Here is a 14598-nt window from a genome sequence, read left to right as displayed (position 1 = left end):
GTTCCTCTAGCCCAGTGGGGGATGAAGAAATCCCCCACTGATGGCAGCTTCACTTTATCAATAGCTTGGTTTATTTGAAAAATTTTTATACAAAAAAGAAAGAACTGTACGAAAAATTAAAAGAGTAAAATTCATTTCACCTTCGTTACGAAAAATTTCTACTCCTATCAAAAAAATCTGCTCATTTCTTTCATTAGATTGAGCAGATTTTTATTCATTAGTCAAAGTATTATATTGTTAAGCGAGACTTTTTAAACAATTCTTTTTGAAATTTAGACTTGGATATCAATCGTAGTACCTTTGAATGGATGAACAGCTTGTGGTTGCTCTGGTAGTTGTTCTAACAATTGAACAGCCGTAGTCGTTTGTATATTCATCGCATTTTGTAAAACGTTTAATTGAACAGTTTGCTGAAGATCTGAAAGCTGTGTCGCCATAATGGCATTCAAATCCATATCGATCACTCCTTTACTCTAATATCGGGTATGGATCGATAATTCTAAAGTGGAATTTTACACAATGGGAATTTTCTTTACATTCAATATTTATCTTTATTTCTTTCAATCAAACAAACTTGTGCCTCTATTTATTTACCTTTTGTTAAAATACCAAATATCGTATAAATTTAATATTGATCAAGCATTCTCTTCTGATTTTTAAGGCTCCTTTAACATTGAAATAAAAATAGGTAAAAAGTCTTGATTACGATATTTCATATAATAAAATTTCATTGCTTTCCAAGGGTAAAATATAAACCTCTGCGGTGTTTTATAAGCTTTTGAAGAGTCTTTATATTCTCTTTTTCACGCTTTTTATATTAATATATATTCCAAAATAATATACCAAAATCACTACTAATTTATCTATTTTTAGTACAATTGTTTTAAAATAAACACCATCATAAAAAAAATGATAAACTTTGAGGTTTTTCCCCTATTGAAAAAGTTTCCACTATGTGAATAAGAGAAATTTCACAATAACCTCACAACTTCGTGACACTTTTGTACTAATTTAGCTCTTCCATTAAGAAAAATTGGTCGTATACTGAAGGAGAAATTCAAAATAATTCTTTTTTTCTTAGGAGGAAGTTCAAATGGATGTTTTGGTTCTAGCTCGAATCCAATACGCAATCACTACCATTTTCCATTTCTTTTTCGTTCCGCTTTCTATTAGCATGATTTTCTTAGTGGCAATATTCGAAACGATGTATGTATGGAAAAAGAAGAAGATCTATTTAGATATGTCTCTCTATTGGGGTAAAATTTTCTTAATATCTTTTGCTATTGGTGTTGTAACAGGTATTTTGCAAGAATTTCAATTTGGTATGAACTGGTCTGAGTACTCTCGATTTATGGGGGATGTCTTCGGTGCACCACTTGCCGTTGAAGCCTTACTTGCGTTCTTTATGGAATCTACCTTTATAGGGATCTGGATGTTTGGACGCAATAAGTTGCCTAAATGGACAATTGCATTATCTGCTTGGCTGGTTGCATTAGGAACTTCATTATCGGCTCTATGGATTTTAGCAGCCAATTCTTTTATGCAAGAACCCGTTGGATTTAAAGTTGAAAATGGCAAAGCTATTTTAACAAGCTTTACAGCTTTACTCACGAATCCTCAGTTGTTAGTGGAATATCCACATACAATTTTTGGCGCACTTGCAACAGGTGGTTTTGTGATCGGCGGCATTAGTACCTACAACTTATTAAAAAAACGCAATATAGAGTTTTTCAAGAAATCATTTAACTATGCTATGGTTGTTGCTTGTGTGGCAGGTTTTGGGCTTATCTTCTCTGGTCACACCCAAGCACAACATTTGATGAAATCTCAACCAATGAAAATGGCTGCTTCCGAGGCATTATGGGAAGATTCTGGTGATCCAGCAGCTTGGACTCTAATTGGTGGCATCGATACCGATAAGAAGGAAAATAAATGGGAAGTCAATATTCCTTACTTATTAAGCTATTTAGCTTATAGTGAATTCGATGGTTCCGTTGAAGGCTTAAAAACTCTTCAAGCAAAATACGAAAAGCTATATGGTGATAACATCAACTATATTCCACCAGTGAAAACCGTATTCTGGAGTTTTCGTATCATGGCTGGATTTGGAGGCTTGATGGTACTTCTTTCATTGATCGGTTTATGGTTTGCCAATCGCGGAACAATCACAAACCAAAAATGGTTCTTACGTTCAATGACCGGCGCCATTGTACTACCTTTTATCGCCAATACAACCGGTTGGATCATGACTGAAATTGGTCGTCAACCATGGACAGTCTTTGGTTATTACACGACTGCACAATCAGTTTCACCGAACGTTTCAAAAGGACAACTCTTATTCTCAACTATTTCTTTCAGTAGTGCCTATGTTATTCTAACGATCATTATGATCATGATGGTGGCGCGCATAGCCAAAGAAGGACCAGATGCTCTTTTAAAGGAAAAACTAGATACGAAAGTCGATTTGATGGACAAGGAGGCGTTTGAAAAATGAGTTTAGAAGTACTATGGTTTGTATTAGTCGCTGTCCTCTTTATTGGTTTCTTCTTCTTAGAAGGATTTGATTTTGGCGTTGGCATGTCAACACGTCTGCTTGCTCGAAACAAACATGAACGTGAACAAATTCTCACAACCATTGGACCTTTCTGGGATGCCAATGAGGTATGGTTGATCACGGCAGGCGGTGCATTATTCGCAGCATTTCCTAGCTGGTATGCTACGATGTTCTCAGGTTATTACACATTATTCGTCATTCTTTTACTTGCGTTAATCATTCGTGGTGTCGGTATTGAATATAGTCATCATGCAAAAACAGATAAAACGAAAAATTTCTGGTATTGGTTATTCTTTATTGGCAGCTTAGTAGCACCATTTTCAGTAGGAATGCTATTCACAAGTCTTGTTCGCGGTATGCCGATCGATGCAAAGATGCATCTATATGGATCATTTGCTGATTTCGTCAATATCTATTCATTAGTTGGTGGACTAGCTGTTGTTTTACTTTCACTGGTCCATGGGTTAACATTCATCGGGTTACGAACAACTGGTGATATCCATGAAAGAGCAACAAGCTTATTAAACAAAGTTTACATTGTATTGTTTGTAGGAGAAGTGATCTTTGCCGTATTGACCTACTTCCAAACAGATCTTTTTGATGTACGTCCAGTAGCTACTCCTGTATTATTAGGACTAACTGTTGTAGCAACTGTTTTAGGCATGCTATATGCCAATAAGGGACGTGAAGGTTATGCATTCACTTTCTCTGGTCTTGCTGTAGCCTTTGTTGTAGCAATGCTATTTATCGGGCTATTCCCTCGTGTGATGATTAGCTCTATCGACCCTGCTTTTAACTTAACCATTCATAATGCGGCTAGTGGTCATTACACATTATCAGTTATGACAAAAGTGGCCTTTACCTTACTACCATTCGTATTAGGCTATCAAATTTGGAGTTATTACGTATTCCGTCAACGTATTAGTCCTAAGAAATAGGTGACATAAATGATTGATCAAGCGCTATTTAAACTTAATGGAATCACCAAAACACTTGTATTCTTATTCATAATGGCCATTTTTCAAGGCATATTCACAATACTCCAAGCGATTTATCTAGCGACTACAATTACAAATCTATTCCATAAGGAGCAACTGGCTGATCAGTTGCTCCCTATGTCATTATTCTTTATCTTTTTTATCGCTAAGCATATTGTCATTTACTTTAGAGAAAAATATATGACCCATTTTTCAATAAAAACAGGTGCCGCGTTACGGAAGAAGCTAACAACGAAACTATTTCACCTTGGGCCCAACATTACCGCAACGACCGGTTCAGGAAACATGGTGACGATGGCACTAGAAGGTATTTCTAATGTTGAAAAATATGTTCAATTATTTTTACCTAAATTGATGAATATGATGATCGTTCCTATTTTGATCTTCATTTATATCTTCATGCTTGATGGCAGATCAGCGCTTATCCTATTCTTAGTTCTCCCTGTATTGATTTTTTTCCTTATCCTTTTAGGGTTTGCTGCAAGGACAAGAGCAGATAAACAATATGAATCCTATCAAATCCTTTCTAATCATTTTGTGGATTCATTGCGTGGATTAAAAACTTTGCGTTTTCTAGGTTTGAGTAAAAAATATGATCGCAATATCCGCAAAGTCAGTGAACAATATCGCAAAGCGACTATGAACACGTTGGCTATTGCCTTTCTTTCTACCTTTGCATTAGAGTTTTTTACAAGTATTTCAATTGCCATCGTTGCTCTATTTTTGGGCTTAGGGCTCATTAATAGCACATTGACATTACTGCCATCATTGACCATTTTAATCCTGGCACCGGAATATTTTGCGCCAATTCGCGAGTTTGGCTCAGATTATCACGCGACACTTGATGGGAAAAATGCCTTTACAGCGATTTCTGCTATTTTAGAAAAGCCTATATATACTCAAGACCAGACGAAGCTTCCAGCATGGGATGAGCACGCTAGCTTAAAGATCAAAAATATGACCGTTCAAGTTGCTGGTGCAAGCGCTCCCCTTTTAGATCAAGTATCCTTTTCCATCAAAGGGTATCAAAAAATAGGGATTATTGGTGCAAGTGGTGCTGGTAAATCCACGCTGATCCATGCACTAAGTGGTTTCGTTAACACTAATGCTGAAGAAATTCAAATAAATGATCAAACGATTCAGTCTTTTGCCAACAAGGATTGGCAAAAACAAATTTACTATATTCCTCAACATCCATATATATTCCATGATACCGTTCGACATAATGTCGCTTTTTATACAAAAGAAGCTACAGATGAACAAATAAAAAGGGCTTGTGAACGCGCTGGTTTAACAGATGTGATTGAATCACTACCAAACGGCTATGACGAAATGATCGGTGAAACAGGTCGATCTTTAAGTGGCGGTCAAGAGCAAAGAATTGCATTAGCACGAGCATTCTTAGAAGATTCTCGAAAGATCTTGCTTTTTGATGAACCCACTGCTCATTTAGATATTGAAACCGAATGGGAGATTAAACAACGGATGCTGCCATTATTGAAGGAGCGATTCGTTTTCTTTGCCACTCATCGTCTTCACTGGATGAAAGATATGGATTGGATATTGGTCATGCATCATGGAAAAATAGTAGAACAAGGAACTCATGAAGAACTTCTGGAAAAGCAAGGTTATTACTATGATTTGATTGATCAACAATCACATGGAACGGAGGCTTAATATCGTGACAACAAAATCATCCAAAATCCTCCAACATGCATGGGTAAGACCATATTTACAACAAAATCGTCGATTATTATGGCTTGTATCATTTCTTGGAACAATGGCATTTATTTGTGCAAGCGCATTAATGTTCACATCAGGGTATTTAATCTCAAAATCTGCTACTCATCCTGAAAATATCTTATTAGTATATGTGCCAATTGTGCTTGTGCGTACATTTGGTATTTTTCGTCCAGTATTTAACTATGTAGAAAAATTATACAGCCATTCATTTGTCTTGAAAATTCTTTCTAAAATGCGTGTTCGTTTATATCAAAAATTAGAATCACAAGCACTGACACTCACAAATCGTTTTTCAACGGGCAATCTACTAGGGGTGTTGGCTGATGATCTGGAACATTTACAAAATCTATACTTAAAAACCATTTTCCCTAGTATCTTTGCCGCTATTTTATACATGATTGCCGTTGTTGCTTTAGGATTTTTTTCTATTCCATTTGCCTTATTGATGGCACTGTTATTGCTTGTACTTGTAGTGCTGATCCCACTTGTATCATTACTAGCCAATCGTAAGCGTCTATTGAAGATGAAAATGATCCGTGAGAAGCTATATGCCTCTTTGACCGATGCCGTGATGGGGTTGAATGATTGGAAAATCAGCGGAAAACAACAAGAATTTTTAAACGCCTATGAAAAAATCGAGCAACAACAAGATGATCAAGAATATGAAATGGACACTTTTAATCGTAGACGCAATCTATTGTTTCAATCAATAGTGGCAGTCATCACATTGATGATGATCGCTTTCGCAGGGATCAGTGCTGATCATGGAGAATTCGCGCATATTTGGATCGCGGCCTTTGTATTAGTCGTATTCCCATTGGCAGAAGCCTTTGCTCCTGTTTCAGATGCAATTAGCCATTTGCCGAATTATGAAACGTCTTTAGATCGTTTAGAAAAGATCGAATTATCGAGTCCCCAAAAAGATGCATCTACACAAGCATCCGTAAACATGCTTAAAAAACAACCTATCACTATTACGTTTGATCATGTGTATTTTGAATACGATCATACGGAGCCATCTATTTTACAACAATTGAGCTTACAACTTCATCAAGGTGAAAAAATAGCTATCTTAGGGAAAACAGGTTCTGGTAAAAGTACATTAGCTAAGCTCATTTTAGGTGCGATTGTACCAACAAAAGGAACAGTCCAACTAAATGATCTAAATGCTTCTCTGCTTAGTGATGACATGGCTGAAATTGTTGGCGTTCTTGAACAAAAACCACACTTATTTGACTCGACAGTGATGAATAATATTCGTTTAGGAAATATCCATGCTACAGACGAAGAAGTGATGGCAGCCGCCAAAAAGGTGCAGATGCATGATTATATTGAGTCATTACCTGAAGGTTATCATACGCGCATGCAAGAGCTTGGAGAGCGTTTCTCAGGCGGAGAGCGGCAACGAATCGCATTGGCACGTATTTTATTGCAAGATACGCCTATCGTCATCCTCGATGAACCAACAGTTGGCCTCGATGCCATTACTGAACAAACCTTAATCCAAACCATCTTTGAAGCATTAGAAGGAAAAACGATTATTTGGATCACGCATCACCTAGCAGGCATGGAAAAAATGGATAAAATCATTTTCATTGAAGAAGGAAAAATTCACTTAGAAGGAACGCATCAAGAACTATTTTTAAATAGTGCTCGCTATAGAAATTTGTACACGCTAGATCATCCAACGCTTGAATAACTGAATAGATATTGGTATGTGTGTTGATTCTCTAGTTTGTCTACAATAACCCATTTTGTTTTCTCTGAAATAGAGATTATGATCATGAATATCTTGTCCCTAGGCAATTTCATTAGAACTGTACGAAAGCCCTCTCATATAATGTATATTATGAATTCAGGTGTGCTGATTATCCTGTTTTATCTGCCTTGATAAAATTGGAAAATATAGTGATTTTCGTGTTTTTGCTTCATATCTATTCTTAGTTCTCCTCAGCACACCTGATGTGAATCTTGAAATTTGTGAAAGCGGTGAGGATTCATGCATCTGTATTCTCATATGTATATTGCTGGATTGCTATTAGGGCTGATTTTCAATACGTTGATCTATTTATTTTCAAGGAAGATGAAGCATAATAACAGAATGACGATCATCTTTGTGTTAGCTATTATTTTGTTTATCCTCGGCCTTTTAATCGATAACATAACTGGAGAGGCCATCGGATTTTTTAGCTTAGGCATATATACAACAGCTCTCTTCTTATCTTTGTTTGGAATTCAAGCTTCCTGGACAAAATTTGTTTATATAGGGATTATTTTATCCATTGTGGTATGGTATCTTTTTTATTTCTTTTAAAATAAAGTAAGTCCTCACACAGTAGAAATCTTTTGCATCTTACTGAGTGTTTATTGAATCCATCGAGCTTTTTAACGATAGCTGATTTGCGCTTATCCGCTATTTTTACTTGAATTTTGATGAAGGAAATTTTACTTGCCTATATACGGGATAAATGGAGATCCTCATTTGAAGATCTCCGCTTTTTATGCAATCATTGCACCTGATACAAGATTGAAAACCCCACAAAATGATCAGCTCAATTTATGGGGCATCTATATAAAATCTCCAGCACTTAAGATAAGTGTTAGAAGATGTTAACAGGGTTCATCGACTTCATCAGAAGAAACCGCTACATTTCCATTTGTTTGAACAAAAAATGTACAGTTTCGATATCAGAACTTGTTGGTAATTCGAACTTTTGCTGATATTCTTCTGCGCCTTTACCTGTAATACAAATCCAATCACCCGGTTGAGCATGTTCAACCGCTTGCTTAATCGCTAAAGTTCTGTCGGGTATGATGTAACCACCTTCATTTAATACACGCAGGGCCTCTTCCATTTCTTCATAGGTGACATCGTTTAGATCATCAAATGTAAGTATGTGAACATCACTGATTTCCTTTGACACATTGACCATTCCTCCACGTTTCGTCACGTCACGATTGCCTCTAAATCCGAAGATGTGAAAAATACGATTTGCCCCTTCTTCCTTAGCCGTTTGAAGACAATGATTAAACGCATCCGCTGTATGTGCATAATCTACAACAACAGTTGCTCCTTTGGGATGTTGGAACATTTCAAATCTGCCTGGCACTCCCGGAAACAATTCTAACGCCTCCAGTATTTCTTCTGTAGGCAAGCCCATTTTACTTGCTGTTAAAAATGCCATTGCCGCATTTAAAATATTATGCTTTCCTAAAATATTGATATTTAAATTTAGATTGGCATTATGGTCAAAAATAATCGTTGAATTCCCGGATTTCAATTGATCGATTCGCAGGTCATGATGGCTCTGATCACCCATAACGTGAATGGTGCAGTTTTTAGCTTTCAACTGTTCCGCTAGTTTTTGCCCCCAACTATTGTAATGATTAATCACCGCTTTGCCATCTGGCTTCATCTGATCAAAGAGACCTGCTTTCACTGAAAAATATTCTTCCATATCTCGATGATAATCAAGATGATCTTGGTCTAAATTGGTAAATAAACAAAAATCAAATTCCACACCGTGAACTCGATATTGTGACAATCCATGAGAGGAAACTTCCATAATGATATATTCATCTTCGCTCAAGGCAAGCTGCTTGTTTAATTCGAGGGCATCAGGAGTTGTATTTGTTGAAGATAAAGATTGTCCATTTACTACATTTTTAACCGTGCCAAATAATGAGCAAGACTTTCCAGCCGATTCTAAAATATGCTTAAGCATATAAGAAGTCGTGGTTTTACCATTTGTACCCGTAATACCGATCATTTTCTTATTTCGTGAAGGGTTGCCATAAAATTCACAAGCTATTTCTGCCAATGCTCGACGACTGTTTTCTACTTTAATATATGGAACAGATAATTTCGGCAGATCTTTCTCTCCAATAATGATCTGCGCTCCCGCTTCAATAGCCTTTTGTATAAAATCATGACCATCTACACGATAACCTTTTATGGCGACAAATAGATCATTCGGTCGCACCTCAGAGGAGTTAGTAGAAATTCCATCGATATCCAAATTGTGAATGGGGTCATTTGCATTTTTTTCTATGCGTTCTAATAGGGTATTCAGTTTCATGATGCATTTCACTCCTAACGAAGCATAACGTTTTGTCTTATTGGACATTCAAATAATTCTTTTTTATAATGACCCATTCAAAATAATTTATGCAAAAGGAATTATTTAATTAAAAAAGCACATTTTCTATTTTGACATGGCTAGGTATCTTAATGATGCGATTTTATCCATTCCAGTTCATAAAGTAAAAAATGTTTTTTTGCGGTTTTATTACTTCAAGTTTTCAACATACTTCATTTCAGCAGCAAGTATATATTTTGGCGAAACCTTAAAGCGCTAATTATTTCTACCTTTTTGCGAGACAAAAATGAATACTCAATGATAAAATTATGTTATCAATGTTTTATTTTTAATTACATATTGTAATAATTTTACATATGGTATGATCGCCTTTTTGTCATTTTACACAAAATCAGAAAAATACTATTTTATTATAAAAAAATATAAATTTAATAAAAAAATTAATTACTTATTCACAAATTATATACATTTATTTCATTTACACATATTACTTTTGTTGTATTATATGATTAGAATCCATTCAGACAAAGGAGGAGCTTTATGGGGAAGAAGGTTATATTTTTTGAAGTAAAAGGCGGCAGTGACAAAGGTCCAGACGGCTATAGAAAAGATACAATGCCGATGGTCAACGCTTTGCAACAACGTGGTCAAGAGGCAGAAGTGATTTTCTTTGATGTAGCAAAACAACAAGAGATTTTCGACTATGTAAAAAATCATGCAATTGCTTATGTCTCTCGTATTAACCCTGGAAATTTAAAAGATGAGTCGGCTTATTTTTCTATGCTGCGTCAGCTCTGTGAAGAAGGCATTATCGGGATGCCTCACCCTGACGCAATGATTGGTTATGGAGCAAAGGATGCTTTAGTAAAATTAACGGATACTTCTCTTGTACCTAGTGATACGTATGCTTATTATACAATTGAAGAATTCAAGAATAATTTTCCAAAGTCGCTGACACATGGCATTCGCGTGTTAAAACAAAATCGTGGATCGACAGGTGAGGGAATTTGGCGAGTTCAGGTAGTAGATGAGCTACCGTCAGAAGTAACGCAAGTCCCCCTTACTGCAAAAGTTAAATGCACAGAAGCAAAAGATAATCATGTGGAATATTTTGAACTGGGTGCTTTTATGAACTTCTGTGAGCAGTATATTGTAGGTGACAATGGCATGCTTGTTGATATGCGCTTCCTTCCACGTATAAAAGAGGGGGAAATTCGTTTGTTTATGTTACATAATCACCCCATTAATGTTGTACACAAAAAACCAGCTGATAGTGAAGAGGCATTTAGTGCAACCTTATTCTCTGGTGCAAATTATCGCTATGATAAGCCAGAAGACTGGAAAGAATTAGTCGATACATTTCTTCAGCAACTTCCTGAAATCATGAAGCTTTTAGGCGGATATGATTTGCCATTAATCTGGACAGCAGACTTTATCCTTGATACAGATGAATTGGAGAATGACTGTTATATCCTTGGCGAAATGAATTGTTCATGCGTCGGATTCACATCTGAATTGGAGTTAGCGCATAATATCGCAGAAGAAATCATAACCAAAATTTCAAAAGACACCACTTTAACAGTCTAAAAAAATTTTTATGACGCATGGCAAAATCCACCGTATTTTTGGATATAAAGTGAAACTCCATCAGTTGGGGTTTTCTTCATCCCCCACTGATGGTTAGTTGAACCAATCGGACTTTTACGGGCAGTTGATCCCCCATCTATCTTTTCGTTTCTCTCTAAATATTGAGATGGGGGGTCTTACTGCCCGTTAAAGCGGGATAAATCTATAGAAAACATTTTTTGCACAAAAATAACAAAGCTTAAAATTGTAAACGCGAATCCCTACTATTCAGGAATTCGCGCTTGCCTTATTTCTTCATTGCTTTTAGGATAAAGCTCATGATGAAAATCAATATAATCGCACCTATTAGAGCTGGTATTATATAAAAATCGCTGACTTTTGGTCCCCATGAGCCTAATAATAAACTACCAATCCAAGCACCAATAATACCTGCGATAATATTACCTATTATACCACCCGGAATATCCTTACCTAATATAAGTCCGGCTAACCATCCTAAAATACCTCCGATTATTAAAAACCAAATGAAACTGAACATAAAAATCAACTTCCTTTCTTTCGGCTCTGCTTATGTATTCCCCGTTTTTATAAATTTAAACTAAGCAATTCGATTATTTTAGAAAGAAAGGTATTCATCATCTTATTTCAATGGCACATCAAGCGTCGGATAATCATCATTTTTATCATTGTAATGCCACCATTCAGAATCAATGGTTGTAAAATGAGCCTCTTTCATGATTTTTGTTAAAAGTTCCATATTTTTTTGTGCTTTCTTGGAATTCTTTTTGTAGCTGCGACCTGCTTTTTTAGAAAAGGAATCAAACTTTGTTGGCATTGTGAGCTCTTTGCCCTTTTGGTCAACAAGCGTTACATCTACACTTACTCCTTTACTGTGTTTTGAATCCAATAATGGATATGCTACATACATATGGTTTTGAATTTTGTACCACATCTCCCATTGCACACTAAGTGGACGATAAGCATCCCAAATTTTTATTTTATAGCCTTTTTTGTTGGCCAATTTATTTGCCTTTTTCAATTTTTTGGCTGTTGATTTGGTTAATAATGCTTTTGCTTTTTTAGGATATAATCGATAGCCCATAAAATTTTTCTTTGTAGCATACTGTAAGTCGATCACAAAGCCGTCCTTTTCAGTCAACTCTACCAATCCAGCTTCTTTATAATGAGCAGGTGCTTTTTTTAAATATTTTCCAGAAGCCCAACCTATTTGACCGTTATAACTTATCTTGTACCACCCTTTATAAAATTGCGTTGATTTTACAAAAACACCTGGATCGATTTGACCGATTTTTGAATATTTTACCCCAGCACCTTTACGAATATTCAATTGTGCCGTTGCCTTCAACGTTTTTTCGACCTTTTGTATGGTTGCTGCTTTTGCAGTTGTCGATGGAACCATTACCTGATCAACCCCTCCCAATAATAATGTAAAACTTAGACAACTAGCGATTAGTGATTTTGTTATTTTCATCAAATACGCCTTCTTTTTCCATCAAACTCATTTCACTGTTCCAGTTTTCAAATTAAAATATGTATGAACAATCACATATGTTCTTCATCTAATTTTATCCAATAAAGTAGGTATCCTCAACTAATTTCTGTCAGAGATTACTTTTCTACAAGACTTGAACAATTTTTCTCCCTAATCCATATATGAATCAATTTCATAATGCAGAATTAAGAAGAAAGTAATTTATGAAATTGATTTAGATATTGCTAAAAATACAGGATTTTTTGGTTATGCCAAACATTCATCTTAATTTTCACCTCATCAACATATCCACTTTAAAATCCATCTTTCAGGATCATTTCGAAGCGACCAGCTAAAGAGCTGTCATGAAACGTTCACAGTTCTTATTCTTCGTGAAGCACTATACTATAACTATCAATAAAATTTTAGTACAATAAAGATAATTCAATAATGGAGTGAATAAAATGTCCGTCGCATGGATTGCAATTATGCCGGTTGTCATACTGACCATCGTATTAGCGATTGTATTAATATACTTTGTAGCTAAAAACAATCAGAAAAATTCACATAAAACAATCGACCCAAAACCAACTGAGAATTTTAATGATGATTCTAAAAAGGAAGAGAAGAAATGAAATGAAAAAGCTATTCATATTCCCTATTCGTTTCTATCAAAAAGTGATCTCACCCTTAAAACCCCCAAGTTGCCGGTTCTATCCTACATGTTCCAACTATGGGATTGAAGCGATTGAAAAGCATGGTGTTTTAAAAGGCGGATACCTAACCATTAAAAGGATCCTGCGTTGCCAACCCTTTTGCAAAGGTGGATATGATCCTGTTCCTGAAGAATGGCCTTCGAAAAAGAAATAATTTTCGAAGGTTTTTCTATTGTTTTTTTCATAGAAATCTTGTATAGTAACTATTGTCTAAAAATAAATAGTAATAGTTACTATTTACGAGGTGAAAAAATGAAAAAAATCTTTTCCATTTTTCTAATCACCCTCCTAGCTGTTTTTACTACAGCTTGTGGTGCAAGCAAAGAAACTGGAACAACCAAAAGCAAAAATGACAAACTAAAAATTTATACAACTGTCTATCCACTTGAGTATTTTGCACAACGTATTGGTGGCAAACATGTAGAAGTGTCTTCAATTTATCCACCAGGATCAAATGAACATACTTTTGAACCTACTCAACAAGATATGATGAAAGTAGCTGATGCAGATTACTTCTTCTATATTGGCCTTGGTCTTGAAGGCTTCGTTGAAAATGCAAAAAAATCATTACAAAGCGAAAACGTCAAATTCGTTGAAACCGCAGCTAATGTATCGAAAGATAAGCTTTCTGTCAGTACAGGGCATGACCATGATGAAGATGAAGAACATGGAGCAGAAGAGGAACATCATCATGATTCTCAATTCGATCCACATGTATGGCTATCACCCATCATTAGCCAAGATCTAGCTCTTTCTATAAAAGATACACTTGTAAAAACACAACCTGATAACAAAAAAGAATTCGAAAAAAACTACCAATCACTGATTAAAGATTTGAAAGACTTGGATAGTGATTTTAAAACAATGGCAGATAAGACGGAGCAGAAAACATTCTTCGTTTCTCACGCAGCATTTGGCTATATTGCAGGAACATACGGACTAAGGCAAATCTCAGTAGCCGGTCTAAACTCGCAAGATGAGCCATCCCAAAAAGAACTTACAAAAATCGTCGCACAGGCAAAGAAGGATCATATCCATTACATCCTTTTTGAGCAAAATGTATCATCAAATCTTGCCAAAGTAGTTGAAAAAGATATTGGCGCCGAGGCCCTTACTTTAAACAACTTAAGTGTGCTAACAAATGACAATATCCAAAACAATGATGATTACTTTACATTGATGCATAAGAATATTCAAATACTTGAAAAAGCCCTAACAAAATAAGCCATCAAAAAAGCAGTTGGATGAAAGAAAGAGATCTTTCTTATCCAACTGCTTTTATTGATATAAAGTACCGGAGAAAGAGTATTTTAAAGGCCAATAAGACAATAACATTATTCTGTTTATAATAAAAACCCATCTTTTCAGAGCCAAAAAACTGATTCTTATCAGGATAAGCCGATTTTTT

The 14598-nt window shown here is 35.6% G+C and carries 13 protein-coding genes; 9 read left to right on the top strand and 4 right to left on the bottom strand.

The window, feature by feature from the left end:
* Positions 1–272: 272 nt before the first annotated feature.
* Positions 273–455 (bottom strand): putative motility protein, encoded by a 183-nt coding sequence (locus tag FEU33_RS02965; RefSeq protein WP_146547940.1) that lies wholly within the window; start codon positions 453–455, stop codon positions 273–275.
* Positions 456–1093: 638 nt separating this feature from the next.
* On the opposite strand from FEU33_RS02965, the gene FEU33_RS02960 reads away from it, so the two are divergent.
* The 5 genes from FEU33_RS02960 (at position 1094) to FEU33_RS02940 (ending at position 7609) form a co-directional block, all read left to right on the top strand.
* Positions 1094–2494, top strand: coding sequence for a cytochrome ubiquinol oxidase subunit I (locus FEU33_RS02960; protein ID WP_146547939.1), 1401 nt, complete (start codon positions 1094–1096; stop codon positions 2492–2494).
* Positions 2491–3492: a cytochrome d ubiquinol oxidase subunit II gene (gene cydB, locus FEU33_RS02955; RefSeq protein ID WP_146547938.1), complete on the top strand. Its 1002-nt coding sequence runs from the start codon at positions 2491–2493 to the stop codon at positions 3490–3492. Before FEU33_RS02960 ends, cydB begins: the two co-directional genes overlap by 4 nt.
* Positions 3493–3501: 9 nt before the next feature.
* A complete protein-coding gene (cydD, locus tag FEU33_RS02950) occupies positions 3502–5229 on the top strand; it encodes a thiol reductant ABC exporter subunit CydD (RefSeq protein ID WP_146547937.1) in 1728 nt (575 codons plus the stop codon).
* 25 nt (positions 5230–5254) lie between these two features.
* A complete protein-coding gene (gene cydC / locus FEU33_RS02945; protein WP_146549882.1) occupies positions 5255–6994 on the top strand; it encodes a thiol reductant ABC exporter subunit CydC in 1740 nt (579 codons plus the stop codon).
* 300 nt (positions 6995–7294) lie between these two features.
* A complete protein-coding gene (locus FEU33_RS02940; RefSeq protein WP_146547936.1) occupies positions 7295–7609 on the top strand; it encodes a hypothetical protein in 315 nt (104 codons plus the stop codon).
* A 331-nt stretch (positions 7610–7940) separates the two neighbouring features.
* Here the strand turns inward: FEU33_RS02940 and FEU33_RS02935 are convergent, their stop codons facing one another.
* The gene (locus tag FEU33_RS02935) at positions 7941–9374 is read right to left on the bottom strand and encodes a UDP-N-acetylmuramoyl-L-alanyl-D-glutamate--2,6-diaminopimelate ligase (protein WP_146547935.1); all 1434 of its coding nucleotides are present in this window, start codon (positions 9372–9374) and stop codon (positions 7941–7943) included.
* Between the two features lie 561 nt (positions 9375–9935).
* Here FEU33_RS02935 and FEU33_RS02930 point away from each other — a divergent pair.
* Positions 9936–10982 (top strand): Cj0069 family protein, encoded by a 1047-nt coding sequence (locus FEU33_RS02930; protein ID WP_146547934.1) that lies wholly within the window; start codon positions 9936–9938, stop codon positions 10980–10982.
* Between the two features lie 286 nt (positions 10983–11268).
* On the opposite strand, the gene FEU33_RS02925 is transcribed toward FEU33_RS02930, so the two are convergent.
* Positions 11269–11520, bottom strand: a complete 252-nt coding sequence (locus tag FEU33_RS02925) for a GlsB/YeaQ/YmgE family stress response membrane protein (RefSeq protein WP_146547933.1) — start codon at positions 11518–11520, stop codon at positions 11269–11271.
* A gap of 102 nt (positions 11521–11622) precedes the next feature.
* Positions 11623–12474: a M15 family metallopeptidase gene (locus FEU33_RS02920; protein ID WP_146547932.1), complete on the bottom strand. Its 852-nt coding sequence runs from the start codon at positions 12472–12474 to the stop codon at positions 11623–11625.
* Between the two features lie 464 nt (positions 12475–12938).
* Between FEU33_RS02920 and FEU33_RS02915 the strand changes: the two genes are divergently transcribed.
* The 3 genes from FEU33_RS02915 (at position 12939) to FEU33_RS02905 (ending at position 14414) form a co-directional block, all read left to right on the top strand.
* The gene (locus FEU33_RS02915; RefSeq protein WP_146547931.1) at positions 12939–13109 is read left to right on the top strand and encodes a DUF3267 domain-containing protein; all 171 of its coding nucleotides are present in this window, start codon (positions 12939–12941) and stop codon (positions 13107–13109) included.
* A 1-nt stretch (position 13110) separates the two neighbouring features.
* Complete coding sequence (gene yidD / locus FEU33_RS02910) at positions 13111–13344, top strand: membrane protein insertion efficiency factor YidD (protein WP_208220725.1); 234 nt, start codon at positions 13111–13113, stop codon at positions 13342–13344.
* A 98-nt stretch (positions 13345–13442) separates the two neighbouring features.
* Positions 13443–14414 carry a metal ABC transporter solute-binding protein, Zn/Mn family gene (locus FEU33_RS02905; RefSeq protein ID WP_146547930.1) on the top strand — a complete coding sequence of 324 codons (972 nt, stop codon included), beginning with the start codon at positions 13443–13445 and terminating at the stop codon, positions 14412–14414.
* The last annotated feature ends 184 nt before the right edge of the window (positions 14415–14598 follow it).

Origin of the sequence: Rummeliibacillus suwonensis (genome assembly GCF_007896435.1) — a bacterium.
GTDB lineage: Bacteria > Bacillota > Bacilli > Bacillales_A > Planococcaceae > Rummeliibacillus > Rummeliibacillus suwonensis.
This window is presented reverse-complemented; position numbering and strand designations above follow the sequence as displayed.

What these genes read in the sequence shown, in the direction of transcription:
- FEU33_RS02965 (WP_146547940.1), bottom strand. Translation starts at nt 455, where the DNA reads ATGGATTTGAATGCCATTATGGCGACACAGCTTTCAGATCTTCAGCAA.
- FEU33_RS02960 (WP_146547939.1), top strand. Translation starts at nt 1,094, where the DNA reads ATGGATGTTTTGGTTCTAGCTCGAATCCAATACGCAATCACTACCATT.
- cydB (WP_146547938.1), top strand. Translation starts at nt 2,491, where the DNA reads ATGAGTTTAGAAGTACTATGGTTTGTATTAGTCGCTGTCCTCTTTATT.
- cydD (WP_146547937.1), top strand. Translation starts at nt 3,502, where the DNA reads ATGATTGATCAAGCGCTATTTAAACTTAATGGAATCACCAAAACACTT.
- FEU33_RS02940 (WP_146547936.1), top strand. Translation starts at nt 7,295, where the DNA reads ATGCATCTGTATTCTCATATGTATATTGCTGGATTGCTATTAGGGCTG.
- FEU33_RS02935 (WP_146547935.1), bottom strand. Translation starts at nt 9,374, where the DNA reads ATGAAACTGAATACCCTATTAGAACGCATAGAAAAAAATGCAAATGAC.
- FEU33_RS02930 (WP_146547934.1), top strand. Translation starts at nt 9,936, where the DNA reads ATGGGGAAGAAGGTTATATTTTTTGAAGTAAAAGGCGGCAGTGACAAA.
- FEU33_RS02925 (WP_146547933.1), bottom strand. Translation starts at nt 11,520, where the DNA reads ATGTTCAGTTTCATTTGGTTTTTAATAATCGGAGGTATTTTAGGATGG.
- FEU33_RS02920 (WP_146547932.1), bottom strand. Translation starts at nt 12,474, where the DNA reads ATGAAAATAACAAAATCACTAATCGCTAGTTGTCTAAGTTTTACATTA.
- FEU33_RS02915 (WP_146547931.1), top strand. Translation starts at nt 12,939, where the DNA reads ATGTCCGTCGCATGGATTGCAATTATGCCGGTTGTCATACTGACCATC.
- yidD (WP_208220725.1), top strand. Translation starts at nt 13,111, where the DNA reads ATGAAAAAGCTATTCATATTCCCTATTCGTTTCTATCAAAAAGTGATC.
- FEU33_RS02905 (WP_146547930.1), top strand. Translation starts at nt 13,443, where the DNA reads ATGAAAAAAATCTTTTCCATTTTTCTAATCACCCTCCTAGCTGTTTTT.